The 25,900-nt window shown below is 63.9% G+C and carries 21 protein-coding genes; 13 read left to right on the forward strand and 8 right to left on the reverse strand.

The window, feature by feature from the left end; all coding sequences use genetic code 11:
- Positions 1–100: 100 nt before the first annotated feature.
- The 5 genes from ACJ70B_RS20370 (at position 101) to ACJ70B_RS20390 (ending at position 8,556) form a co-directional block, all read left to right on the forward strand.
- Complete coding sequence (locus ACJ70B_RS20370) at positions 101–2,992, forward strand: glycosyl hydrolase 115 family protein (protein ID WP_408960264.1); 2,892 nt, start codon at positions 101–103, stop codon at positions 2,990–2,992.
- 678 nt (positions 2,993–3,670) lie between these two features.
- Positions 3,671–4,444, forward strand: a complete 774-nt coding sequence (locus ACJ70B_RS20375) for an IclR family transcriptional regulator (protein WP_408960265.1) — start codon at positions 3,671–3,673, stop codon at positions 4,442–4,444.
- 160 nt (positions 4,445–4,604) lie between these two features.
- The gene (locus tag ACJ70B_RS20380; RefSeq protein WP_408960266.1) at positions 4,605–4,970 is read left to right on the forward strand and encodes a hypothetical protein; all 366 of its coding nucleotides are present in this window, start codon (positions 4,605–4,607) and stop codon (positions 4,968–4,970) included.
- A gap of 172 nt (positions 4,971–5,142) precedes the next feature.
- Positions 5,143–7,056, forward strand: a complete 1,914-nt coding sequence (locus tag ACJ70B_RS20385; RefSeq protein WP_408960267.1) for a hypothetical protein — start codon at positions 5,143–5,145, stop codon at positions 7,054–7,056.
- Between the two features lie 126 nt (positions 7,057–7,182).
- On the forward strand, positions 7,183–8,556 hold the full coding sequence (locus tag ACJ70B_RS20390; RefSeq protein ID WP_408960268.1) for a hemolysin family protein: 1,374 nt from the start codon (positions 7,183–7,185) through the stop codon (positions 8,554–8,556).
- Positions 8,557–8,737: 181 nt separating this feature from the next.
- Here ACJ70B_RS20390 and uxaC read toward each other — a convergent pair whose 3' ends face one another.
- Entirely contained in the window at positions 8,738–10,102 is a 1,365-nt protein-coding gene (gene uxaC, locus ACJ70B_RS20395; protein WP_408960269.1) for a glucuronate isomerase, read from the reverse strand.
- 136 nt (positions 10,103–10,238) lie between these two features.
- Positions 10,239–11,375, reverse strand: coding sequence for a mandelate racemase/muconate lactonizing enzyme family protein (locus ACJ70B_RS20400; RefSeq protein ID WP_408960270.1), 1,137 nt, complete (start codon positions 11,373–11,375; stop codon positions 10,239–10,241).
- A gap of 132 nt (positions 11,376–11,507) precedes the next feature.
- Between ACJ70B_RS20400 and ACJ70B_RS20405 the strand changes: the two genes are divergently transcribed.
- The 5 genes from ACJ70B_RS20405 to ACJ70B_RS20425 all read left to right on the forward strand — a co-directional run bounded on the left by ACJ70B_RS20405 (position 11,508) and on the right by ACJ70B_RS20425 (position 16,708).
- Complete coding sequence (locus ACJ70B_RS20405) at positions 11,508–12,437, forward strand: dihydrodipicolinate synthase family protein (RefSeq protein WP_408960271.1); 930 nt, start codon at positions 11,508–11,510, stop codon at positions 12,435–12,437.
- 92 nt (positions 12,438–12,529) lie between these two features.
- Positions 12,530–13,468, forward strand: coding sequence for a dihydrodipicolinate synthase family protein (locus ACJ70B_RS20410; RefSeq protein WP_408960272.1), 939 nt, complete (start codon positions 12,530–12,532; stop codon positions 13,466–13,468).
- 183 nt (positions 13,469–13,651) lie between these two features.
- Positions 13,652–14,590 (forward strand): dihydrodipicolinate synthase family protein, encoded by a 939-nt coding sequence (locus ACJ70B_RS20415; protein WP_408960273.1) that lies wholly within the window; start codon positions 13,652–13,654, stop codon positions 14,588–14,590.
- A gap of 213 nt (positions 14,591–14,803) precedes the next feature.
- Positions 14,804–15,934, forward strand: coding sequence for a pectinesterase family protein (locus tag ACJ70B_RS20420; protein ID WP_408960274.1), 1,131 nt, complete (start codon positions 14,804–14,806; stop codon positions 15,932–15,934).
- A 51-nt stretch (positions 15,935–15,985) separates the two neighbouring features.
- Entirely contained in the window at positions 15,986–16,708 is a 723-nt protein-coding gene (locus ACJ70B_RS20425; RefSeq protein WP_408960275.1) for a ThuA domain-containing protein, read from the forward strand.
- Between the two features lie 124 nt (positions 16,709–16,832).
- Here the strand turns inward: ACJ70B_RS20425 and ACJ70B_RS20430 are convergent, their stop codons facing one another.
- Positions 16,833–17,819: an LLM class flavin-dependent oxidoreductase gene (locus ACJ70B_RS20430; RefSeq protein WP_408960276.1), complete on the reverse strand. Its 987-nt coding sequence runs from the start codon at positions 17,817–17,819 to the stop codon at positions 16,833–16,835.
- Between the two features lie 118 nt (positions 17,820–17,937).
- Between ACJ70B_RS20430 and dgoD the strand changes: the two genes are divergently transcribed.
- From dgoD to ACJ70B_RS20445, 3 genes are all read left to right on the forward strand, one after another.
- The gene (gene dgoD, locus ACJ70B_RS20435) at positions 17,938–19,107 is read left to right on the forward strand and encodes a galactonate dehydratase (protein ID WP_408960277.1); all 1,170 of its coding nucleotides are present in this window, start codon (positions 17,938–17,940) and stop codon (positions 19,105–19,107) included.
- Between the two features lie 147 nt (positions 19,108–19,254).
- Positions 19,255–20,094: an NAD-dependent epimerase/dehydratase family protein gene (locus ACJ70B_RS20440; RefSeq protein ID WP_408960278.1), complete on the forward strand. Its 840-nt coding sequence runs from the start codon at positions 19,255–19,257 to the stop codon at positions 20,092–20,094.
- A 170-nt stretch (positions 20,095–20,264) separates the two neighbouring features.
- Positions 20,265–20,558: a hypothetical protein gene (locus tag ACJ70B_RS20445; protein ID WP_408960279.1), complete on the forward strand. Its 294-nt coding sequence runs from the start codon at positions 20,265–20,267 to the stop codon at positions 20,556–20,558.
- 33 nt (positions 20,559–20,591) lie between these two features.
- Here ACJ70B_RS20445 and ACJ70B_RS20450 read toward each other — a convergent pair whose 3' ends face one another.
- The 5 genes from ACJ70B_RS20450 to ACJ70B_RS20470 all read right to left on the reverse strand — a co-directional run bounded on the left by ACJ70B_RS20450 (position 20,592) and on the right by ACJ70B_RS20470 (position 25,887).
- Complete coding sequence (locus ACJ70B_RS20450; RefSeq protein ID WP_408960280.1) at positions 20,592–21,026, reverse strand: PPC domain-containing DNA-binding protein; 435 nt, start codon at positions 21,024–21,026, stop codon at positions 20,592–20,594.
- A 177-nt stretch (positions 21,027–21,203) separates the two neighbouring features.
- Positions 21,204–23,423 (reverse strand): ABC transporter ATP-binding protein, encoded by a 2,220-nt coding sequence (locus ACJ70B_RS20455; RefSeq protein ID WP_408960281.1) that lies wholly within the window; start codon positions 23,421–23,423, stop codon positions 21,204–21,206.
- 2 nt (positions 23,424–23,425) lie between these two features.
- Complete coding sequence (locus ACJ70B_RS20460; RefSeq protein ID WP_408960282.1) at positions 23,426–24,484, reverse strand: ABC transporter permease; 1,059 nt, start codon at positions 24,482–24,484, stop codon at positions 23,426–23,428.
- A gap of 92 nt (positions 24,485–24,576) precedes the next feature.
- Positions 24,577–25,578, reverse strand: coding sequence for an ABC transporter permease (locus tag ACJ70B_RS20465; protein ID WP_408960283.1), 1,002 nt, complete (start codon positions 25,576–25,578; stop codon positions 24,577–24,579).
- A gap of 114 nt (positions 25,579–25,692) precedes the next feature.
- Positions 25,693–25,887 carry a hypothetical protein gene (locus ACJ70B_RS20470; protein ID WP_408960284.1) on the reverse strand — a complete coding sequence of 65 codons (195 nt, stop codon included), beginning with the start codon at positions 25,885–25,887 and terminating at the stop codon, positions 25,693–25,695.
- Positions 25,888–25,900: the final 13 nt, after the last annotated feature.

A 25,900-nucleotide genomic window follows, 5' to 3' on the forward strand; every position in this document is an offset into this window, starting at 1 on the left:
CACTGGTCCCGATATCGGTGTCATCCCTCGAGTCGCGACAGGCCACGAGCGAACGGCGTGGCCTTTTTCCCGTCCCGTTTCGAGTACCGACGTACGCGCTATGATAACCCACGAGCCGTCAGACGGCGATGTGCCGATCGTTACCGGGAACGCGGTCGCCGAGATCTACGTCGACGAGACGGATCGCGAACTCGCGACCATCGCGGCGACCGACCTTGCCGACGATATCGAACGTGTCACCGGACGCCGACCAGCGATCACCGGGTCGCTCGCTGATCTCTCCGGGGTCGCCGTGATCGTCGGAACGGTCGGTCGCTCGGAGAGCGTCGATCGGTGTCTGCAGGCGAGCGACGTCGACAGCGCGGCGCTGGCTGACGAACGGGAGCGCTTCGCCATCGGAACGGTCTCGGAGCCGCTGCCGGGTCTCGAGTCGGCCGTGCTGATCGCCGGGAGCGATCGGCGCGGGACGGCCTACGGAGCGTACGAGTTGTCGAAGCGGATCGGCGTCTCGCCGTGGTACTGGTGGGCGGACGTGCCGACGCCCGACCGGGACGCCCTCTATGCGACCGCGGGCCTCGAGCGGGTGGGGCCGCCGTCGGTTCGGTATCGCGGCGTGTTCATCAACGACGAGGACTTCGGGTTCCGGGAGTGGGCACAGGAGACGCACGATTCGGCGACGCCGGACGGCATCGGGCCGAAGACCTACGAACGGCTGTTCGAACTCCTTTTGCGGCTCAAAGCGAACACGATCTGGCCGGCGATGCACGAGGGAACGACGGCGTTCTACCGGTGTGAGGGCAATCTCGAGGCCGCCGACCGGTACGGTATCGTCGTCGGCACCTCCCACTGCGAGCCGATGCACCGAAACAACGTCGATGAGTGGGACGCGGAGGCAGACGGCGAGTGGAACTACGCGACCAACGCCGCACGGATCCGCGAGTACTGGACCGACCGCGTCGCCGAGGTCGCCGGCCGGGAGAATATCTTTACCGTCGGCATGCGCGGGATCCACGATTCGGGGATGCCCGGCGGTGACACGCTCGAGGGCCGCGTCGACTTGCTCCAGCGGGTGATCGACGAGCAGCGCGAGATTCTCGACGAACACCACGGGCCACCGGTCGAGACCGTTCCGCAGATCTTCTGCCCGTACAAGGAGACGCTCGAACTCTACCGAAACGGCCTCGAGGTGCCCGAAGACGTCTGTCTCGTCTGGCCCGACGATAACTTCGGCTACCTTCGGCGACTGCCGACCGGCGAGGAGCGAGCGCGGTCCAGCGGCCACGGCGTCTACTACCACCTCTCGTACTGGGGGCGGCCGCACGACCACCAGTGGCTGTGTTCGATCCCGCCAGCGCTGCTCCGCGAGGAACTGCATCGGGCCTACCGACACGGCGTCGACACGCTGTGGATGGCGAACGTCGGCGACCTCAAGCCGGCGGAAAAAGAGACGGAGTACTTCTTCGAGTTGGCCTGGGACGTCGACGGCGTCGCGGAGCGGTCGACGGCCGACTGGCTCGCCGAGTGGGCCGCCCGCGAGTTCGATCCGTCCTACGCGGACGACATCGCCGACGTGCTCACCGAGTACTACCGACTCGTGCTCGCCCGCAAACCGGAGCACGTGGGCTGGAATGCGGTGTATCCGAACACCGAGAAGAACGAGCCGACGTTCAGCGCGATCCACCACGGCGACGAGGCTCGGCGACGGCTCGAGGCCTACGAGCGAATCGACAAGGCGGCCAGCGAGATCGGCGAGGCGCTGCCCGCGGCGTCGCGAACGGCGTTCTTCCACCTCGTCGAGTACCCGATCCGTTGTGCGCGGGCGATGAACGAGGGGGCCCTCGAGGCGATGCGGAGCCGGCTCTACGCGGGACAGGGACGGACGAGCGCGGCGGCGTACGCAGACCGATCGCAGGCGGCGCTCGAGCGAATCGACGCCGCGACGGAGCAGTACAACACCTCGGCAGACGGCAACTGGCGCGGGATGATGTCCGCGAGCCCGCGTGATCTCCCGGTGTTCGAGCAGCCCGCGACCGGGTGCGTGACCGACGAGCAGGGTCCAACTCTCGAGGTCGCCGTCGAGGGGCGGGCGGGCGTCGCCGGAACCGGGCCGCGAACCCGTCGACTGCCGACGATCGTGCAGGGCGTCGACCGACCGCGGTTCGTCGACTGCTACAACCGCGGCACAGGTACGATCGAGTGGACGGCAACGGTCGACGACGAATGGATCAACCTCGAGCGAACGTCGGGAACGGTCGAGGGAGACGAGCGGCTCTGGGTCGGCGTCGACTGGGACGTCGCGCCGGAGTCGCCGACGACCGGCCGTATTCGGATCGCGGGCACCGGTCGGGAACTCGCGGTCGCGGTCCCGATCCGGCCGCGAGAGCGACCGGCCGCGAGAGAGGCCGCCGGCGAGTCCGACCCGGGCCTCGAGCGAGCGCCGGTCTTCGTCGAATCGAACGGCCGCGTCGCGATCGAGGCCGAGCATCCGACGGCCACAACGCAGGGGGAGACGCGCTGGGAACCCGTCGACGGCCTCAGTCGAACGACCGGGACCGCGATGGCCGGCCGCCCGATCGACGGCCCCAGCGTCGACGGCGACGCCGACGCAATCCGCGAGCGAGCGGCGTGCCTCGAGTACGACTTTGAGGCCGATAGTGACGCTGTCCGCGTCGAGGTTCAGGTGCTACCGACGCACGCGCCGACCGAGTCGACGCCCCACCGGTACGCGATTGCGATTGACGGTGCGACGCCGACGGTCGTCGATTTCGACGCAAACGGCGGCGAGCACGACCCGCAGTGGCAGCGAAACGTGCTCCGCTCGAGCGTCTACTCGACGACCGACCACGAACTCGATCGATCGGGCCGCCACACGCTGTCGCTGTACGCAATGGACCCGAGCGTCGTCGTCGATCGAGTGATCGTCTACACCGATGGCGGCGCCCGTCGATCGTACCTCGGACCGCGAGAAACGCGAGATCGGCGAAGTCGATGATCGTCCGGCCGCGCGTTCGTGTACATATCGGCAAGGCAACTGCCGAACCGGACCGCTGATCGCCGGTTTCGAAAGTCCGCTGTGAGCGATCATCCGACGGGAGCGGACACCGGGCTGGAGACGTGGTCTCCGTCTTGACTGTAGGCTCTGTCACAGCGTCGAAGACGGCGGACTACTGAGGCGACAGACAGCGAGTCGGCTACTGCGACTCAATCGTCAGCAGTACTGGGTAGCACCGGTGTGATTTTTGCGGTCTCGGTCGAAGCCGGTCGATTCCCTCGTACCGAACGTTTACAGTAGTACTTTCGTAATCACTCTTCTATCTTCGTTACAACCGTACACTCGTAATTATATCGGGGGTGGATCGTCAAAGACAACTGATATTCAGATATAGTTTATGCACGCACACTTTAGGGGCTAAAATCCGATAATTCGTACGATTCTTCTTTCGGGAACGGAGCCCCATCTGGGTCGGCCGAAATGTAGAACGCTGTGTCCCTGAACAGGAGACAAGCCGAGTTATAGTGAGACGACTCCCGTATCTATGACCTCGAGTATGGGACGGTGATCATCGTTGTTCTACGAATCGGCAGCCGTTGCTCGCCGACATCGCTCCGCTGCTTTCGGGTTCCCGTTTTGGGAACAAACTTATGTTATCGAACCGCAACATGTGTGGGTGTGGCAAACACATCGAACGACGAAACAAGACGCACAATACGATCGGTAGAGATCGCGTTCACCGTCCTCAATACGATTCGAACGAACGACGAGATCACTGTGACCGAACTGGCGGATGAACTCGGGCACTCGAAAAGCACGATCCACAGTCATCTCCGAACCCTCGAGAATCAGGAGATCATCGTCCGGTCGGGAAACGGGTACCGCCTGAGCCTGCAGGTGTTGGACATGGCGAACGACGTCCGCGAGCAGGTCGCAAACTACGACGTGATCGTCGAGGAAGTCGACGAGTTGGCGGACGAGACCAACGAAATCGCCCAGTTCGGGCTTGAAGAGCACATGAAGGTCTCGTATCTCTATAAGTCGAGGGGGAACCGAGCGGTCGAAACGGCGTCGCGCGCCGGCGGAAAACAACCGATGCACTCGACATCGCTCGGGAAGGCCATCCTCGCGTTCCTCCCGCCCGACCGTCGGGAGACGATCATCGACAACACCACGTTGACGCGGCAGACGCCGAAGACGATCACGGATCCCGACAGTCTCTGCGAGGACCTCGATAGGATCACCGAACGCGGCTATGCGATCGACGACGAGGAAAACATCGAGGGACTCCGCTGTGTCGCTGCGCCCGTCAGAAGCGAGAACACCGTCCTCGGTGCGATCAGCGTCACCGGGCCGGTCAGTCGGATCTCGGACGACTACCTCCACGGCGTACTCGCCGAAAGCGTCCAGCGGGCCGCGAACGTTATCGAACTCAACACCAAATTCTCGTAACACCGGCGTCTGTTCACGGCCCGCATCTCCGCTTGTACTCGCCGGCCTCGAGAGCGACGCCGAAGCCAGGTAGATCAACGAGACCGTCGGAGCGACCGGGAGCCGCCGGCGATGGCGTGTCATTTATACGTTCGTGAACTGTTTGTTTAGATACCATACGATGACGAACCAACCGCGATACGAACCACAGGTCGAAGACGGGACGCTCTATCTGGAACACGAGCGGACCCGTCTCGAGGTCGGGACCATGGATCAGATCGTCGAACTCGTCGGTGGGGAAACGTACACCCTCGAGTACACCGCGCGGCAGGGCGCGGCCGCGTGGTTGTCGACGGACGATGACGAGACGATCACGTTCGACGTTCGCGATGCTGTCAGAGAAATGCCACATACGCCGGATCTCGTCTCGAACCTCGAGAACTGTCCGATCGACGAATCGACGGCCGACGGCGTTCCGAAACGGACCGCCCTGTTCGTCGACCTCATCACCGAGATCTGGGACTCGAAGGGGAACCTCGAGACGTAGCGATCGAACACGACCGCGTCTCGGTATCGGACCGTATCACCGCCGCGCCCCCGCGTTCCGACGGGTGCGACCGCGAACGGCCGTCTCCGAGCCACCGCGGACGCCCGCGATATGACACCGTCGGCTCCGCCGCCACCAAACTATTAATCCGTTCGATCGACTCTGATACGGTATGTTCGAGATCGAGGCGAGCGCCGCACTCACACGTCCCCCCGATTGGGCGGTGTTGCAACGGCATCTGTTCGACGCGATGAGCGACGCGCTCGACGGGTTCGTCGACGAGTATTTCGACGAGGACGGCGACCCGTTCTGGCCGCCCGACGGCTACGTCGGCGTCGACGGATTCGACGACGTGATCGAGGGCTTTTACAACTGGCCGCTGGTGTACGCGATGGGCGGCGACGAACGGTTCCTCGAGCACGCACACACCGCTTACGAAGGGTCGGTACGCCGCGGTATGGCCACCGACACGCCGTTTGGCCATTCGATGGTCGTCGACGAGTTCGAGCAGTGTCGCGACTGGTTCCACATGGGAGAGGGGAACCTCTTCACCTACAACATGGGGCTGGCGGCCCCGGACGACGAGACCGTCGTCGACCGGGCCGAGTCATTCGCCCGCCTGTACTTCGACGACGCGGACGCGAACAATTACGACGGCGAGCGACGGCTCGTCAGGGGACCGATGAACGGAAGCATGGGTCCCGAGTTCTGCGACTTCTCCGCGTACGAGCACCACCCCTACGGTGCCGACTACCGCTGGGCGAGCCACGGACTTCCGTGGCGTGACGTCGGGTTCGACGCGGCCGCGGAACTGCTCGATCCAGCGAACGAGGAGCGACTGTTCGAGGTGCTCGACGAGCGGTGTTCGAAGGGGGACATCCCACTGAATCTCAACGTGACGAGCCTGGTGACCAACGCCTACCTCCACACCGGCGACGATCGGTACCGCGAGTGGGTCACGGAGTACCTCGAGGCGTGGCGCGAACGGACGGCCGAAAACGGCGGCATACTCCCCGACAACGTCGGCCGCTCCGGCGAGATCGGCGAGTACACCGACGGGAAATGGTACGGCGGCTACTACGGCTGGTCCTGGGGCGGCTGGCACTACGTCGGGATCGGCCCCATCGTCGCCGCGGAGAACGCCGTCTTGCTCGAGGGTGACCGGGAGTACCTCGAGTTCCCGCGCTCGCAACTCGACGTGCTGATCGAGAACGGCATCGAGGTCAGCGAGGACCCGCTCCACGATACGCTGTACGTTCCACACAAGTACGGTGATCCGGGCGACTACCACTACGATGCCTCGGGCGTGCTCACTGAGGACGACGGCGAAGTCCTGTGGCGCGACGGTTGGTACGAGTTCGCCCCCCATCGGGACGACCCGTACGCGTTTCACCTCTGGTATCTGTCGCTCGCCGAGGCGGACCGCGAGCGCGTCGATCGGCTTCGAGACTGGGGGGCTCGAGACTGGACGCAGGTCGACTATCGACCGGCGAACAAACACGACGCCGGTCAGGAGTACGCCTGGTTGGCGTACCTCGACGGAGCGTTTCCGAACTATCCCGAGCGGATCATGGAGGCAAACCACGCCCACGTCCAGGATCGGCTCGCGCTTATGCGCGGGGAAGGCGGCGACCCCGACGACATCGACGAGGACTACCTCCGGAACCGAAATCCGGTCTTCCATCGGGGGCTGCTCCAGCTCACAATGGGTGCGCCACAACCGATCTACTACGGCGGACTGGTGATGGCACAGGTTCGCTACTTCGACCCCGAGCGCGAGCGGCCCGGTCTGCCGCCGGGCGTCGCGGCGCTCGTCGAGCGCATCACCGGCAATGGCGTCTCGCTTACGCTGGTCAACTGCGGCGGAGCCGATCGCGAACTGATCGTGCAAGCCGGCGCGTACGGCGAACACGAATTCACGTCGCTCGAGTGCGACACCGGGCGCGGACGCCCCGAGTCGAAAGCGATCCGCGTATCGCTCCCCAGCGGCTCTCGAATGTCGCTGTCGGCGACGCTCGATCGCTTCGCAAACGACCCGACCTACGACCCTCCGTGGACCGATTCCCATGACTCGACGCGTACCTGACGCCGTCGTTGCACCGACCGGCTCCGATCGCCGACAGCGTCGGCACACCGCCGACCTCGAGACAGCGGTTCCATCAACGCGTGACCGTGGGCCGACGGCTACCGACAACGGGGGAGACTGACCTGTATGTCGGGACTCGAGATGACCGCCGTCGTCGGTGCTACCGCCGGCGGACTCGTCTCGCCGAACCTCGCCGCTCTCATCGGCATCGTCGTTCTCCTGGTCCTGTTGGTTCTCTCGGGGTTTTTCTCCTCGGCGGAGATCGCGATGTTTTCGCTGGCCCAGCACCGCATCGAGGCGCTGGTCGAGGACGGCGTGTCTGGTGCAGAGACCGTCTACGCGCTGAAAGACGACCCGCATCGGCTGCTGGTGACGATCCTCGTCGGGAACAACCTCGTCAATATCGCGATGTCGTCGATTGCGACGGGGCTGCTCGCGATGTATATCGGACAGGGCCAGGCGGTGCTGGCGGCCACCTTCGGGGTGACCGCGGTCGTCCTGTTGTTCGGCGAGAGCGCGCCCAAATCGTACGCCATCGAGAACACGGAGTCGTGGGCGCTCACCGTCGCCGGCCCGCTCCGGTTCTCGAAGTACGCCCTCTACCCGCTGGTGGTCACCTTCGACAAACTGACGCGGCTGGTCAACAGCCTCACCGGCGGCGACACCGCCGTCGAATCGTCGTACGTGACCCGCGACGAGATTCGAGAACTGATCCGAACCGGCGAGAGTGAGGGGATCATCGAGGCCGACGAGCGCGAGATGCTCCAGCGCGTGTTCCGGTTCAACGACACCATCGCGAAGGAGGTGATGACTCCGCGGCTCGACATCACCGCCGTCGCCCGATCGGCGACGGTCGACGACGCCGTCGCGAAGTGCGTCGAGAGCGGCCACACTCGCCTCCCGGTCTACGAGGGCGGACTCGACAACGTCGTCGGCGTGGTCGAACTCGGTACCCTCGTTCGCGACTACAAGCACGGTGAGTCGACCGAGGGCGAGTCGCTCGAAGCCTATCTCGAGGAGACGCCCCACGTTCCGGAGAGCAAACAGATCGACGACCTGTTCCGCGAGATGCGCGCCGAGCGCGTCGAGCAGGTCGTCGTCATCGACGAGTTCGGCACCACGGAAGGGATCGTCACGACCGAGGACATCGTCGAAGCGGTCGTCGGCGAGATCCTCGACACGCAGGAAGAAGAGCCGATCGAGACCGTCGACGAACGGACCGTCCGTGTCGACGGCGACGTAAACATCGAGGACGTCAACGACGCCATCGGCGTCGAATTCCCCGAAGGCGAGGAGTTCGAAACCATCGCCGGCTTCGTGTTCAACTGCGCCGGCCGACTGGTCGAGCCCGGCGAGACGTTCGCCTACGATGGTGTCGAACTGACCGTCGAACGAGTCGATAACACGCGCATCAAGCGCGTGCGCATCGTCGAATCGTCGTCACTGCCGGCGGCCGACGACGCCGGGACGACCGTAGTAAGATCGGCAGGCGATCCGTGAGTCGCCCGCCCGCCGTCGGTCGCGATCGTGAACGTCGTCGCGCTCCGTCCGGCTCAGCCGTGGTGGCAACGTCACGAACGGCGGCGAGCAGTTCGCTGGAGAGTCAGTAGCGCAGACCGGCACGGGACGGTCCCTTCCTTTCGTCCGCGGGTCTTATGTCGAGCGTCGGCAGGCAACGCCGTCAGATGTCCCAGAGCTCGCGCGGACGGTCGTATGCGACCCGCTCGACCAACTCGGAGGCGGCGCTGTATGGCAGTTGGCCACGCTCGACCATCGCACCAACCGCGTTCGCGAGCGACCGACGGAACAGTTCGAAGCGCGACTCCAGAGAGACGAGTTTTCGCGAATCGCTTACCATTCCGCCGTAGTTCGACAGCAGATCGACGCTACCGACGTATTCGAGTTGCGTCTGCATCCCGTAGGGACTGTCGTTGAACCACCACGCCGCACCGACGCTCACGTCGGGATACGCTCGAGCCAGCGTCGCAAGCGTCGGATAGTGCGTCGGATCGACGGTGTAGAGGACGGTGTCGAACTCGCCGTCGAATCGATCGAGAACGTAATCCAGGGTCGCCGTGAGGTCGATCGACTGGGTCGACACGTCACCGCCGGCGTCGGCACCGAGCTCCTCGTACAGCGACCGCCGGTAGTCCCGGACGGCCCCCATGTGGAGCTGGGTGACCCACCCCGTCTCGCTGTTGAGTTCGCCGACGCGCTCGAGGACGAACGCCTTGAAGTCGGTCGCGTCGGCCGGTGAGATCGCCTCGCCGGCGTACGCGCGTCGATACACGTCGGCGGCGCGGCGCTCGCTGACTGGTCCGGTGGCGACTTCGCGGAGGCCGTGATCGCTGGCGTTACAGCCGTGTTCGTCGAAGTACTCGTGGCTAACTTCGAGAGCCGTGAGAAAGCCAGTCAGGTCGTCCGTACTCGTTCCGGTGGCGGAACCGAGTTCGGCGACGTACTCGCGCCAGTCCGCGGCCTCGATCGACATCGCTGCGTCCGGCCGCCACGTCGGCCGAACCGTGACGGTGTCGTCCGTTTCGGCGAGCCGGCGGTGGTGTTCGAGCGTCGATGTCGGATCGTCCGTACTCGAGACGACGTCGACGTTCATCTCCTCGAGGAGCGTCTGCTGGCGCATCGAAGCGTCGTCGAGTTGTGCTTTCGTCTCCGTCCAGATCTCTTCGGCCGTCTCGGACGAAATCGGCCGTTCGATGCCGAACCGACGCTTCAGGTCGAGGTGGATCCATTCGTAGACTGGGTTGCCCGCGAATTCGGGGACTACATCGGCGAGCGCCAGCCACTTTTCACGGTTGCTCGCCGAGCCGGTGATCAGCTCCTCGTCGACGCCGCGCTTGCGCATCAGTTCCCAGACGTAGTGATCGGTCGCGCCTTCGACTTCCCAGATGTCGCTCCACCCCTCGTTGGCGGCGATCGCCGCAACATCGACGTGACTGTGCGGATCGAGGATCGGCAGATCGCGGATCTCGTCGTACAGCCGCTTTGCCGATGCCGACTCGAGGAGATACTCCTCGTCGAGAAACGCCATAGCGGTACTGGGAGGCGGCGGCTGTTAAACGTCAGGTATCGACCGATATCGGTCCGTCGTGAGGAGGACGGTTCCGTCGGCGTCGGGTCGCGTTCTTCGCGCCGTCGCCGAACGACTCGTTTCCTGAGACCCGCCCTCAGCGGTCCGTCCGGTACGTTTCGAGCGCGTCCGCGTCGATCTCGATGCCGAGTCCGGGTTCCTGCGGGACGTCGAGGGAGCCCCCCGAGGGATCGAACGGGGACTCGAGGAGGTCGTCGCGAAGCGGGTTGGGGCTCCGGTCGAACTCGACCATCATCGGGTCGGGGACGTTCCGCGTGTGGGGATACTCGGAGACGCTGGCCGCGAACTGGACGGCGGCCGCCAGCCCGATCGCGCTGTTCCAGATGTGGGGGCGGACGGCGACGTTCTCAGTGGTCGCCATGTCGGCGATCACGCGGGCCTCCGAGAGGCCGCCACAGCGCGCGAGGTTCGGCTGGACGACGTCGACGGTGCGGTCGTCGATGAGCCGTTTGAATTCGAAGCGGCCGTAGTGGGCCTCGCCGGCCGCCAGCGGCGTGTCGATCCGCTGTTTGATCTCGCGGTAGCCGGAGCGATTCTCCGGGGGAACCGGTTCCTCGATCCACGTGATGTCGTAGTCCGCGATCGCTTTCGCAGTCTCGATGGCCTGTCGGGGTCGGTAGTTCCCGTTCATGTCGACCATCAGGCGGGCGTCGTCGCCGAGGATGTTCCGAGCGACCCGGACGCGCTCGCGGTCCGCCTCGGTACCGGTCCCGATCTTTATCTTCGCGGCGGTGAACCCTTCCGCGACGGCCACCTCGATCGGCTCTTCGATGGGGCGGTCTCGTTCGGTGTAGTACATCGTCGAGGCGTAGGGCAGTAACGAGTCCCGCTCGGTGCCGCCGAGCAACCGATAGACGGGCCGCCCGACGGTTTGTCCGACGATGTCCCAGCAGGCGACGTCGATCGCGCTCAGCGCGCTCTGGACGAACACGCTTCCACCGAAGTGATACGGGTCGGTGTAGGATCGCTCCGCGAGCGACGGCGCGTCGAAGGGGTCCATGCCGAGGACGTCGTCGCGGAACAGTTCGTCGACCGTCGCCTCGACGATAGAGCCGGGCGCGAACGCCTCGCCCCAGCCGACGGTCCCGTCGTCGGTTGTGATGCGGACGAGCGTCGTCTCGCGCTCGTGGCCGAAGCCGCGGGCGTCGCCGACGCCGTCGCCGTCGGGGAGCGAGTACGCGATAGGGATCACGCTCAGTTTGGTAATCTCCATACACCGAGAAGCGACCGACCGCCGGAAATATCTTGTGTTGGGGTGGCACGGCCCTGCGAACCACGGAACGCGACCGACCGAGTTACTGCCGGCGCGGTACCGTTTTGAACCCGGCCCTCGTGTCGTCTGACGATGGAGTCAGCAGTTCTCCGCAATCGGTTCGAGGACGTCGCGTTTACGACCGCCGTACCGTTCAGCGAGGACGCCGAGACCGTGCGCCACGACGCACTCGCCGCGAACCTCGCCGACCTGTACGACGCCGGCGCGCGGCTGTTCGTTCCCTGTGGGAACACCGGCGAGTACGACGCGCTCACCGATTCGGAACGGATTTCGATCGTCGAGACCCACGTCGAGGCAACCGGTGACGACGCGGTCGTCGTCGCCGGGGCAGGTGGGAGCATCGGCGAAGTGACGTCGTTGGCGGCGGCCTACGAGGACGCCGGTGCGGACGCGGTGATGGTGATGCACCCGACTCACACGTACATCAACGAGTCAGCACTCGCCGACTACTACCGCGAAATCTGTGCCCAAGTCGATATCGGCGTCGTCATTTACAAGCGCAGCCCCGAGATCACCCGCGACGTATTGCTCGAGCTCGCCGCTCGCGAGGAGGTCGTCGCCGTGAAGTTTGCAGTCGACGACGTTCGGGAGTTTGCCCAGACCGTCGAAGACGGACCAGCCGACGTGACGTGGGTAAACGGGATTGCAGAACGGTATGCCCTCCCGTTCGCCATCGAGGGTGCGACGGGGTACACCACCGGCATCGGGAACTTCGTCCCCGAGGCGACGCTCGCGCTGTTCGACGCCCTCGAGGCGGGAGAGTTCGAGCGTGCTCGCGAAATCCGGCGGCTCCTCCGGCCACTGGAGGACCTCCGTGCAGCGCCCGGGCTGGGGAACACGCTTCCGGCCGGGAACAACGTCCCGGTCGTCAAGTACGGACAGGAACTGGCCGGGGCCGCCGGCGGTCCGGTGCGGCCACCGCTTCGATCGCTCTCGCCGGCCGCTCAGCGCCGCGTCGAGGAGTGCTACGAGCGCATCGATGCGGCGACGTTCGAACGATAGCGGCCGAGAGCGGCCGTCCGTCGGGCGAGGGATATACACGATCACACGGCACGGACGGTGGATTTATCAGCATTGCTGCGGATCATACCTCTATGTCGCATCCCCCCGAGCAGGTGAAAGACCACCTGCGCGACGTCGCAGCCGGGTTGCTAACACCGTTCGACGATGACGGTGCGATCGAACATTCGAAACTCGCCGAGAACGCCGAGTCTCTCTACGATTCGGGTATTCGAACGTTCCTCGCGACCGCGAACATCAGCGAATACCACTCGCTCTCCCAGCAGGAACGGATCGACGTGGCCGCGACGAGCATCGAGGCGCTCCCGGACGACGCCTGCGTTCTCGCGGGCGTCGGCGGGTCTACGAAGGACGCCGTCGAACTCATCGAGGCCTACGACGAGATCGACGTCGACGCGATGATGATCATGCCGCCGGATCACACCTACGTCCACGAGCGGGCGCTTCTCGACTACTATCGGAAACTCGACGCAGCCACGGAGACGCCACTCGTACCGTACGTCCGCGGGTTCGACCCCTCGATCGACTATCTGAAGGATCTGACGCATATCGACGGAATCGTCGGCATCAAATACGCGCTGAAGGATCCGGTCAAACTCGGCGAGGGCGTGTCCGCCGGTGCTGACGACGTCGTGTGGGTCGACGGACTCGCCGAACCCTTCGCAGTGTCCTACTGGGCGGAGGGAATCGAGGGCTTCTCCGCGGGCGTCTCCAACTTCCGGCCCGAGATCGGCCTCGAGTTATTCGACGCGCTCACGGCGGAAAACTGGGAGCGGGCCCGCAAACTCCGCGATATCTGCCTGCCCTACCAGAAACTGCGCGACGAGACCGGACAGGATAACGCCATCCCCGGTGCCATCAGCGTTCCCGCGGTGAAGAAAGGACTCGAGCTAGCGGGGCTCCACGGCGGCAGCGTCCGCGCTCCGATCCGCCCGCTCGAACCCGAAGAGGAGGCGTCTGCCGAGGAGATCTACGCCGCGCTCGACGATAACATCGACCGGCTCGTCGACTGACGCGATCGCTCTCGCGCCTCGACAGAGGCATCGCTCTCCCGGACCTCTCTGTCTCGCCTCCTCGAGCGGCGATCTCGGTTCTCGTTCCGGCGATGTCGGACACGAACGCGGGATCACGCACAACCGAAGAGAGTGGGGAAGAGCGGTAACTTTTATGACCGGTACCGTGAAAGCTACTGCCACATGCTCAAAGACGAGTTTCGTGACCTCAAGGAGCGCATCTCCGGCGGTATCATTCCAGCGACGGCGAACCCGTGGAGTCCGGACGACTACGAGCTAGTAACAAGCGATCTGCAAAGGCACGTCGAGGACCTCGTCGCGGTCGACGGCATCGAGGCCGTCGTTGCCAACGCCCACACCGGCGAGACGAAGATGTTGGACGATGAGACGTACCGCGAGGTCGTCGAGACCCACGTCGAGGCCGCCGGCGACACTCCGGTGTTTGCGGGCGTGTACGGCGAGAGCTCCATCGAGGCGGCCAAACTGGCCCAGACGGCGAAAGACGCCGGCGCGGACGGCGTGATGTTGCTCCCCCTCGACGTCTACGCCCACCAACTCCCCGACGAACCGATCAATCACTTCAAGTACGTCGGCGAGACGGTCGATATCCCGCTCATCAACTTCCAGTTCCCCACCTGGGGGAGCCCCGGACTACCGATCAGCGCCCACGTCGAGATCTGTAACCTCCCGCACGTCATCGGGTTCAAGGAGGCCTCCTTCGACCCGATTCGCTACGATCGAACGATACGGGCGGTCGACGACCTGCGCGATGACTGTACCATCATGACGGGCAACGACACCTTCCTGTTGCATGCATACCAGCTCGGTGCCGAAACGGGGCTCATCGGCTACGCGAACCTCGTGCCCGACCTCCACGTCGAGAAACTCCGCGCCGTCCACGACGGCGACCTCGAGCGAGCCCGCGAAATTCGGGAACGACTCCTCCCACTTACAAACCACATCTTCGGCGAACCAGAGGGGCGCTACCGCGTCCGCGTCAAGGCCGCACTGAAGATGCAGGGCGTCTTCGAACACGAGACGGTGCTCCCGCCACAGGAGCAGATCAGCCCCGAGGAGCGCACGGAATTACGCAATATCCTCAGCGACTTGGACCGCCTGTAACCCTTCTCTCGCCGTTTTATCGGCCGCGTTTGACGGCGCGACGAATTCGGCTGGCTCCTCGCGTGCCCACCGGTCTCCGAGCGCGACTCGACGCGTCGATGCGCCGCCCGTAGCGCTCAACGACGAGACAACCGGGCCGCCAGCGGACGATGAGGCCGGCCGTGAGCTTCCTCTATACTAAAAGTTAACAATACGCATGTGGTAACGAAGTCCATGGTCGACAGCGATGCTCGAGAGAGCCGACCGACGGTATCACGCAGACGAATGGTCGCCTTCACAGGGGCGGGACTGCTCGGTACGACAGCCGGCTATAGCGGCGATGGTAAGGCGGACCCACCATCGAACGAGTCGACGAATACGGCAGGGCCGAGCCCAGAGAGCCGAAACGACGAGGAAGACGGAGCGGAGGACGGCTGTCACGAAGACGACGACTACGACATCGTCGTCGCGCGGGACGGCAGCGGCGACTACGAGACCGTCCAAGCCGCCATCGACGCGGTACAGCCGAACACGTCCGACGAGACGCGGGTGTACATCAGGGACGGCCGCTACAAGGAGAAGTTAGAGCTCCCCGCCGACCGACCCAACGTGACGTTCATCGGTGAGAGCGCCGAGAACACGGTGCTGACGTACGACGACCACGCCGACAAGATCGGCGACGACGGCGAAGAGATCGGAACGAGTGGCTCGTCAAGTTTCTTCGTCTGGGGTGACGACTTCACCGCGAGGAACGTCACCTTCGAGAACGCCGCCGAACCCGTCGCACAGGCCGTCGCGATCCGCATCGACGCTGACCGGGTCGCCTTCGACAACTGCCGTTTCCTCGGCAATCAGGACACCCTCTATAACTTCGGGCGCAGGACGCGCCAATACTTCAGGGACTGCTACGTCGAAGGCGACGTGGACTTCATCTTCGGTCGTGCGACGGCCTTCTTCGAGGACTGCGAGATTTACTGCAAGGGCGAAGGGTTCATCGCAGCACCCGCACAGCCGGCAGACGTAGAGCACGGGTTCGTGTTCGCGGACTGCGACGTGGTCGGCGACGCGCCACACGAGTCCGTCTACCTCGGTCGACCGTGGGAACCGTACGGACAAACCGTCTACATCGACTGCGAACTCGGCGATCACATCCGACCGAGAGGCTGGGAGCCGTGGGACGAACCAGAACACGGTGACAAGACGAAGACGGCGTTCTTCGCGGAACACGACAACAGCGGCCCGGGATACACGCCCGATCAGCGCGTAGACTGGAGCCACCAGCTCAGCGAGACGGAGGCTACAGCGTACACGAGAGCACACGTCCTCAGCGGGTGGAACCCGCGACGTCGTCTGGAGCGACGGTAACCGCCGTCTCGAGGACAAGGACTTATCCCGGATGCCGGAAACGAATCGGACATGGCGTTACAGGTCACGGTCTGGAACGAGAACGTCCACGAACGAGAAGAGCCGGCCGTCGCCGAACGATACCCCGACGGGATCCACGGCGCGATCGCGGACGCGGTAGACGGCGAAGAGCGAACGGTTCGGACGGCGACGCTTCAGGAACCAGAACACGGCCTCACCGAAGAAGTGCTGGCGAACACCGACGTCCTCCTGTGGTGGTCTCACTGCGCGAACGACGAGGTGGCCGACGAGGTCGCCGACCGCGTCGTCGAGCGCGTCCACGAGGGAATGGGGTTCGTGCCGATCCACTCCGGGAAAAACGCCAAGCCGTTTACGCGGCTGATGGGAACGACCTGCGACATCAAGTACCGCCACGGCGGCGAGACCGAACGCGTGTGGGTCGCCGATCCCGGCCATCCGATCGCCGACGGCCTCGAGGAGAGCTTCGAAATCCCGTCGACCGAGATGTACGGCGAGCCCTACGACGTTCCCGAACCCGACCGGACCGTGTTCATCTCGTGGTTCGAGGGCGGCGAGGTGTTTCGCTCGGGCATCTGCTATCGTCGCGGTCGCGGGCGGATTTTCGCGTTCCGCCCCGGCCACGAAGCGTATCCCATTTTTCACCAGGACGAGGTACGGACGGTCGTTCGAAACGCCGTCGAGTGGGCGGCACCCGCCGAGGGCGCTACGGCCGTATACGGCGAGGTCGCACCGATCGAGTCGATCGACGAGTAGCCGCCGCCCGACGTTCGTCTCGAGGTGTTCCCGGCCGGGAGTAGCTGTACCCGGTCGGGAGTCGCGGGCGAGATTACTGCCGTCGAACGCGAGAAGCCGCGCCTATCAGACCGTCGCGGCTGCCTTACTCGAACGCGGGGATGACTTCCTCGCCGAACAGGCGGAGCTGGTCTTCGACGAGGTCCTTTGGCATCCCGGAGTGGTGAAAGCGCAGTGTGAGTTCGTTCAGGGGGAACCGCTCCCGAATGGCCTCGATCTGCTCGATGATCTGGTCGGGCGTCCCGTAGATGAAGCGGTCGTCGGCGAGTGCCTCGAAGTCCTCGACGCTGTCGGCGTTCATCAGCGGGTGGGAGAACTCGCCGCCGTACTCGTCGAGGTAGGTGGTGTGGAGGTACTCCTTGCGCTCCATGACTTCTGCTTCGGTCTCGGCGATAACGGCCTCACGCATCAGCGGATGAGACAACTCTGCCCAGTTCTGGTCGGTCTCCGCGACGCGTTCTTGCTGGAGTTCCTTGCGGTCCTCGACGGTGGCGAGGTCGGCGACGACGCCGGGCACCCACGCGTCGGCGAACGTCACGGAACGGCTGATCTGCTTGTCGCCCCAGCCGCCGATCCAGACCTCGGGTCGCGGCTGCTGGATCGTATCCGGAAGCGGCTGCCAGTCTTCGACGGAGAAGAACGGACAATCGTAGGAGACGGGTCCCTCGGACTCGAAAAACTCCGTGAGGAACTGAACGCCCTCGATCAGCCGACCCGCGCGCTCGTCCATCGGGACGTCGAAGGCGTCGAACTCCTTCTCGACGTAGCCCAAGCCGACGCCCAGCGTCAGGCGACCGCCGGAGATGTTGTCGAGCATCGCCGCACGCTGGGCGACCTCGACAGGCTTGTACAGCGGGAGGATCATGACACTCGTTACGAGCTCGAGGTCCTCGGTGCCCTGTGCGATACTGGTCAGGCGCGTCAGCGGCGCGGGCCAGTAGTTGTCACCTTCGGTCGCCTGGTGGTCGTTGACCCAGCAGGTTTCGAACCCGACGTCCTCCGCGATCTGACACTGCTCGACGACGCCGTCCCACGTCTCGCCGCCTTCAATTGGGAATATTCCGAACTTCATCGTTTCTGATCGGCAATGGCAACACACTTACCTCTTGTGCATTTCCGTTCTCTGATATGTGCGACGCGTATCGGGGCGGTCGGCAGTTTGATTGCTCTCACACGAGAAGGGGTATCGAATGCGCGTTACCGAGTACGAGTTCTACGAGGTGCCCCCTCGCTGGCAGTTCCTGAAACTGGAGACGGACACCGGTCTCGTCGGCTGGGGCGAGCCGTACACGAAGTGGCACCACGTCAACGACAGTCCGACGCCGACGAGGAGCGCGGTCGATCAGCTAATGCAGAAGTACGTCCTCGGGGCCGACCCTGCACGCATCGAGGACTGCTGGCAGTCGATGTACCGCGCTAGCTTCTATCGGGGCGGTCCCATCCATATGAGTGCGATCGCGGGGATCGACGAAGCGCTGTGGGATCTGAAAGGCAAGGCGGCTGGACTGCCGGTGTACGAACTACTCGGCGGGCGCTCGCGCGATCGAATTCACGCCTATCAGCACGTTTCGGTGCCCCACGACGCCGACGATCCGGCGGCGGCCGCCGCTCGAGACGCGGAGACACACGTCGCCGACGGGTTCACGGCGCTGAAACTCCTGCCCGTCGCGGGCGTCGAACCCGTAGACGACGCTGCCGCCGTCCGACGCGCTCGCGATATCGTCGGGGCCGTCCGGGAGGCGGTCGGCCCCGATATTGGCATCGCGCTCGACTTCCACGGCCGAGCGTCGCGGCCGATGGCACGACGGCTCGCCGCCGCCGTCGACGAGTTCGAGCCCATGTTCGTCGAGGAGCCGGTGGCACCGGAACACGACCGCGCGCTCGGCCGACTCGCCGACGTGACGACCGCGCCGCTGGCGACCGGTGAGCGGTACTACTCTCGCTGGGACGTTCGTCCCTTGTTCGAAGCCGGGAGCGTCGACATCATCCAGCCGGACGTCTCGAGTGCGGGCGGTATCACCGAGACGAAGAAGATCGCGGACGCGGCGGCGACCCACGATATAGCGTTCGCCCCGCACTGCCCGATGGGGCCGATCGCCGTCGCCGCCTCGTTGCACCTCGATACCGTCGCGCCGAACGCGCTCGTTCAAGAGCAGGTGTTACACACGACCGAGGGTGCGTTCCGGTACGTCGAGAATCCTGAATGCTTCGCCATCACGGACGGCTACTTCGACGTTCCGTCCGGACCGGGACTCGGCGTCGACGTCGACGAGGAGGCGCTCGAGGCGTTCGACGGGACGGCTCTCGCGTTCGAGCGGCCGGTCGGTCGCCGCGCCGACGGCAGCATCGGAGAGCGGTAGCCGTCGGGTCGACGCTGTCACCCGCGCGTCAGGACGGCTCCCCCTCGAGCGGTCTCGTCGCCGCGGCCCGCGCCGAACGGGAACGGTTCGGTGCTCGAGGCTTCGTCGCGAATAAAGTATTTTACCGTTCGGAGTACACTACCTTCTATGAACGTTCTGCTGACCGGTGCGTACGGCCGGTGTGGGACCGCAGTTATCGACCACTTGCACGACGCCCCCGAGTACGACTTTACGTACTTCAATCGATCCGACCGCCCCGACGAGCACCCCTACGGGCACCTCGATACCGTCGTCGCGGACATCGCGGACGAGGACGCGCTCACGGCCGCCGCCGAGGGACAGGACGCGATGGTCCACATGGCGGCCTACCCCTACACGGACGGCGACTGGGCCGACGTCTTCGAGCCGAACGTCGTGGGAATGTACAACGCGCTCGAGGCGGCCCGCAAGCAGGAACTCGAGTCGTTCGTCTTCATCTCCTCGAATCACGTGATGGGGCTGTACGAACGCGATAACACCCCCGAGATCTACTACCCCGATCACGACCTCGTCGTAGATCACACGGATCCGGTCCGACCGGACTCCTACTACGGCGCGTCCAAGGCCTTCGGCGAGGATCTCGGGCGGTACTACGTCGAACGACACGAGTACCCCAAGCGTTTCTACGCGCTTCGCGTGTGTAGCGTCCGGCTGCCGGAATACGACCACCCCTACGGAGACGCCGAGAAAGGCGTCGACGATGGGGAGTTCGAACGCGGGAGCGAGGAGTACGAGCACACCGTCGCTCGGATGAAGGCCATGTGGCAGTCCCGTCGGGACTTCGCCCACCAGGTTCAGTGTTGTCTGGACGACAACGACGTGGAGTTTGGCATCTTCAACGGTGTTAGCGACAACTTCCGTCGGTGGTTCGACCTCGAGCACGCGCGTGCGAGAATCGGCTACGATCCGCAAGACAACGGGGAAACGTGGGACAGCCCTCCAGAGTAACGGACGTCGAGTCGCGGTTTCGCAGTCGTCCGCTCGGTGACGGTCGCTACGCCTACTGCGGCCGTCGTTGCTCGCCGGGTTCCGTGCGTCGATGGCTCGTTCGATCCTGATTCGGCCCGCTCGAGTTGACGGCCAAACTGATTTATAGTGGTATCCTGTAACAAGAAATAATGGGAGCGACACGATCGGAGACGGAGACCGACATGGACGCGAGTACAGAGGCAAACGAATCCGTATACGAGCCGCCGGAGGGGATCAGCGGTGCCATACGCGACTCGGTACTGCTGAAAATCGCCATCGGAGGCGGCCTCTTCGTCCTTCTTAGTGGCTTCCTCGACTCCGGTGTCCTCGTTTCAGCCGGCGGGCTCTGGAGCATCTGGGCGGCGGTGTTCGCTGCCTGGGGAGCCGGCCTCGTGCTTACGGGGCTCGTGGGATATGGGGTCCTCTGGTGGAGCCGTAACTGAATCGGCGCGTTCTCCGCCGACTCCGCATCGCGCCTATCGTCGCGTAAGTCGTGAAACGCCGTGTTCGGTGGCCTCCCGCGTCAACGACACCCCGTCGAACGACCGAATGGCAAACTCCCCGAGGACGTTCACCGCACAGCCCGCTTCGAGGTGGCCGCCGACCGTCCGCTCACCGTCGAACGCGGTGACGTGGAGATGCGGGTCGCCGTCCGCGATGACGCCGCCGACGTCGGTAATCTCCCACGCCCCCTCGAGCGTGAGGTCGACGGTTCGCTGTGACCGGTCTGCCGGGAGGTCCGTCCGGTCGACGTAGTGGATATTTAAATTGCTGAACGTCCCGATGCCAGACACGACCGCACCGGTATCGACGGCGTGTCGTTCGCAGGCGGCCTCGATGGACTCAAGAGCGAGGTCGCCGCGGTCCAGTCGCACGATAACGTGTCCGTCATCGCTTTCGAACGTCTCCATACGTTCGTGTGTGTGGCCGACCGATATAAAATCACGTCTGCATCGCAACGCCGCCCGACGACCGCGTCTTCGGCCAGTCGTTACTGCGGGCTGGCCCAACCGATCGAACGCTGACGGCCCACTCGGCGACGGAAATGTGACCGTCAACTGACGGCCGGTCCGAAAAGGAACAACGGGTTACCTGCTTTCGACAGCCGCGTCCTCGCTCTCTTCGCTCTCGAGGTCGGCGACGGGGTCGCTATCCCAGTAGTCGTGATCTTCGTGCACGCGGAAGCACATTGCTTCGTGCGAGGCCGCCTCCGAAGCGCCGAACGACGCCGGCGCTTCTTGCGTACAGACCTTGCGGGCCTCCGGACAGCGCGAGTGGTACCGACAACCGCTCGGTGGGTCCGTCGGATCCGGAATGTCGATGTCGCGGATCGGCGACTCCGTGCGCTCGCCCTCGGCGTGCAACTGCGGCGTCGCCCACCGGAGCGCTTTCGTGTAGGGGTGTTGGGGGTCGTGGATGATCTGTTCGGGCGGCCCGATTTCGACGAGCTTGCCCAGATACACGACGCCGATCCGACCGCCCGTTTTCTCGGCGATGTAGCGGGCGTTCGAAAGGTCGTGACTGATGAACAGATAGGACGTGTCGAACTCCTCCTGGAGCTGGATCATCAGGTCCATCATCTCGACGCGCAGGGACACGTCGAGGGCGCTTACCGGCTCGTCGGCGAGAATGAGGTCCGGGTTCATCAACATCGCGCGGATGAGCGCGACGCGCTGTTGCTCCCCGCCGCTGAGCTGGTGAGGATAGCGTTCGATGTAGTCCTCTGGTGGGGCCATTCCGACGTGCTCGAGCAGGCCGAGAATCCGCTGTTTCCGGTCGTGGCCGTCGAGTTCGCCGTTCCAGCGCTTCAGCGGTGCCTCGAGGCTCGCTCTGACGCGCCGGTGGGGATTCAGTGCGCTTCCGGGGTCCTGGTGAACGATCTGGAGCGACTTGCGGATCTCACCCCATGAGAGTCCGTCGCCGCCGTTGGCTTTGACGTCCCAGATGTCGTGTCCGCGGTACTTCACGGACCCGCCGGTCACCTCCTGCAGTCCGACGCCCGCCTTTCCGAACGTGGTCTTTCCGCAGCCGGACTCGCCGACGAGGACGACAACGTCTTGCTCGTAGATGTCGAGCGAGATACCGTCGACGGCTTTGACGACGTCCGGATCGGCGAAGAAGTCGAAGAAGTCGCTCTCTTGCTCGAAGTAGACCTCCACGTCCTCCATCGAGACGACGGGTTCCGTATTGGGGTCGCTCGCGTTTCGCTCTGACCGCGTTTCGCCGAAGTTCAAGCGATCCACCGAGTCGGACTCGAGGTCGTCGACCTCGTCGGTCATCGGAATCTCGTCGGCGGCCTGCTCCCAGTGGTGACAGTAGACGTGATGGCGTTCGGTGACTTCGTCGGTGCCGGGATCCTGCGCCTCGCATTGGCCGGTGGCCAGCGGGCAGCGCGGATGGAACGAACAGCCCTGCGGGACGTTGACAGGATCGGGTGCGCTTCCATCGACCGGTTGCATGGCCTCGATCGGCGAATCGAGGTTCGGCGTCGACTTCAACAGCAACCGCGTGTACGGGTGCGTCGCGTGGTTGAGGATCTCGTCGGTATCGCCGATCTCCGCGAACTCGAAGGCATAGAGGACACCGATCCGGTCGGCGATGTCGGCGACGAGCGGCAGGTCGTGCGTGATGAAGACGATCGACAGGTCGTACTCCTCTTGTATCTCCTCGATGAGGGAGATGATCGAACGCTGCATGAGGAGGTCAAGCGCCGCCGTCGGCTCGTCCATCACGAGCACGTTCGGCTCAAGGACGAGCGAGAGCGCGATGAGCGTGCGCTGTTTCATGCCGCCAGAGAGTTCGTGGGCGTAGGCGTCGAGGACCCGGTCGGGATCTAAATACAGGTTCCGGAGAATGTCGTGAGCGCGCTCCATTCCCTCCTTGATGTCGTAGTCGTGGGCGTCGAGGGTCTCCACGAAGTGCGTCCGGATGGGGCGAACGGGGTTGAACGAACTCATCGCTCCCTGGAATACCATCGATATCTCCTCCCATCGGAATTCCCGCAGCTCTTCTTTGTCCAGATCGAGGATGTCGACATCCGTGTCGGGCGTCGGGTGATACGTGATATTTCCCCGCAACACACCGGGGTCCACGACGGCGTCGAGGAGGGCGGACGCGAGCATCGATTTGCCGCTGCCGCTCTCGCCGACGACGCCGAAGATCTCGTTTCGTTGCACGTCCAAGCTCACGTCGTCGAGCACGTTTGACGTCCCGCGCTCCATGTCGAACGTGACGGATGCGTTCCGAATTTCCAGAATCGAGTCGTCCTGTTTCAGTCCGCGTGCGTAGGTCGTTTCGGTATCAGCCATGGTTAGAGTCCTCCGGTTTGACCGCCTGCGTTGGGTACGTCGTCGACCTCGTCGTCGACCTCACCGTCTGGCTTCTCGTGGCGCGCCCTGACGCGCGGGTTGAACACCCGGTCGAGGGACTGCCCGAGCAAGATGAGGCCAATCGAGATGATGACGATCGCGACCATCGGTACGAGGAACCAGTGAATCAGTGCCATTCGGGTGTGGGCCTGGGCGCTGTACGCGAGGTTGAGGATGCTCCCCCAGTTGAGGTTTTGGAAGGGGAGAATCCCGAGGTAGTACAGTGCGACGGCTTCGAAGATGACCCGCCGTCCCGAGTTAGTGAGGTTGATGACGATGAACGGCATCAGATGCGGGACGATGTCTTTGAACACGATAGTTCGCGTCGGAAGCCCGAGCGAGCGCGAAGCCTCGACGAACGACTCCTGGCGAAGGGTGAGCACCTGCGACCGAATCGAGCGGGCGAGCCCACCCCAGGCCGCGACGCTCAACAGTAAGCCGACCGCCCACGGATTGCCGAGGAGGACGTCGTCGAACATCAGCCCCAGCACCATCACGAGCGGGAAGCCGGGAATGTTGATGAAAACGTCGGTAATCGAACTGAGTACCGTATCGGTCATGCCGCCCTTGTAGCCGGCGATGGAACCGACGATGGTCCCGATGGCGACGGTCGATATCGCGCCAGCGGCGACCATCTTCAGAATATTCGACGTGGAGTAGATCGTCTGTGCCAGCAGGTCCCTACCCATGTCGTCGGTACCGAGCGGGTACTCCCACGACTGGAAGGGCGTTATGAGGGCCGGCCCATCGAGGGTGTGAGTTTGCTCAACGAACACCGGGCCGAGGATCCCCATCAGGAGATACGTGAGGACGATGGTAAAGCCGATCCGCGCCCGCCAGTCGGTCCAGACAATGGAAATGGGCGTGTATATGTACGACCGGTACAACTTCTCGAGTCTCTCCCGTCGCGTCTCCTCGTACTCGGAGACGACGTCGAACGGGGACGCGTCGCCTATCGTACTTCCGCCGTCGGTCGTGGGTTCGGTAGTGTCGTCAGTCATCGTCCGTGGTATCGTCTCGAGTGGCGTTCGAACCGCATCGCTTTGCTATCGTGTCCGTCCCGGATCGGCGGTGTCGAACCGGATCCGTGCTCTCAGTACGATTCATTGTGCTGGCCTCCGGCTCGCGGGTCAACGAACGAGTACGTCAGATCGGCGATTAACAGGGCGATGACGATCGCGACCGTCATGATGACGAAGCCACCCATCATCAGCGGATAATCGCGCTGATTGAGCGCGCTGAATAGATAGTAGCCCAGTCCGCGGTACTGGAACACTTGCTCGAGGACGACGGAGCCGCCGAACATCTCGCCGATACTGATGAGGAACGTCGTGTACATCGGAAGGACGGCGTTGCGAGCGACGTATTGCGTCGAGATCCGGATGTCAGAGAGGCCGCGGAGACGCGCGACGCGGAGATAGTCCTCGCCGAGGACGCGGATACTGTTCCCGCGCATGCCGAGCGAGGCGATCCCGGACGCCACGAGCATCGAGATAATCGGTAATGCGGCGTGGTTGATGATACCGGTGATGTACGCCCACGTAAACCCGGGATCGACGCCGACCGGTTGGCGGCCGCCCGACGGGAACGGTCCGTGGTAGGCGAGGAAGATCAACAGCAGGATGGCCATCACGTAGTAGGGAATCGACCCGGCGATGACGGCATAGGACGTCAGTCCGATGTCCAGCTTCCCTCCTTCCCAGTAGGCCATCAGTGCGCCGATGGCGATCCCGAGGAAGAAGCTGATGAACACGGCCCAACTGAGTACGAACAGTGTCCACGGGAGCGCCTCGGCGAGGACATCTGTCACGGGACGCGCGTAGTATACCGACTCTCCGAGATTTCCCTGAAGCATACTGACGACATAATCGATATACGCGAGGGGTATCGGTCGATTCGGATCGATCGTGAGCCGGGCGTCGATGAGCTCTCGAATCTGTGCGGGATTGTACCCCTGCCGTGCCAATCGCGAGACCATCGATCCCATGATACTCCCAGGCATCAGTCTCACGAGGGCGAAAGACAGCGTGATGACCGCCCACACCGTGAATACCGTCTGGCCTAATCTCCGTATGCGCCAGTCAATGGATACCATAGTTCGGGCTGGCAAATCTTTCCACATAGTACCTAATGAACGTTTCCCTCCGTTTTCAGGAAGCGAACGACCACTGGACGTCAGCGGCGGGAGAGAACTTGCAGTACAACCGCGCTAGAACGGATCCCATCCGGTGTAGATCACGAGGATACTCGTGATGAGACTGAGTACGACCGGAACGAGCGTGAGTTGTGCGGTGACGTACGGTCCCGTCCCTGGCTCGCCAGCAAGCAGCGAGAAGACGAGCAACAGGGCGAACAGGACGGCCGTCGCGAGAACGATCTGTGCCATCGATTGTAAGAATCCCATATCCGCACATACT

Origin of the sequence: Natrinema sp. 74, from assembly GCF_046097095.1 — an archaeon.
Taxonomy (GTDB): Archaea; Halobacteriota; Halobacteria; order Halobacteriales; family Natrialbaceae; genus Natrinema.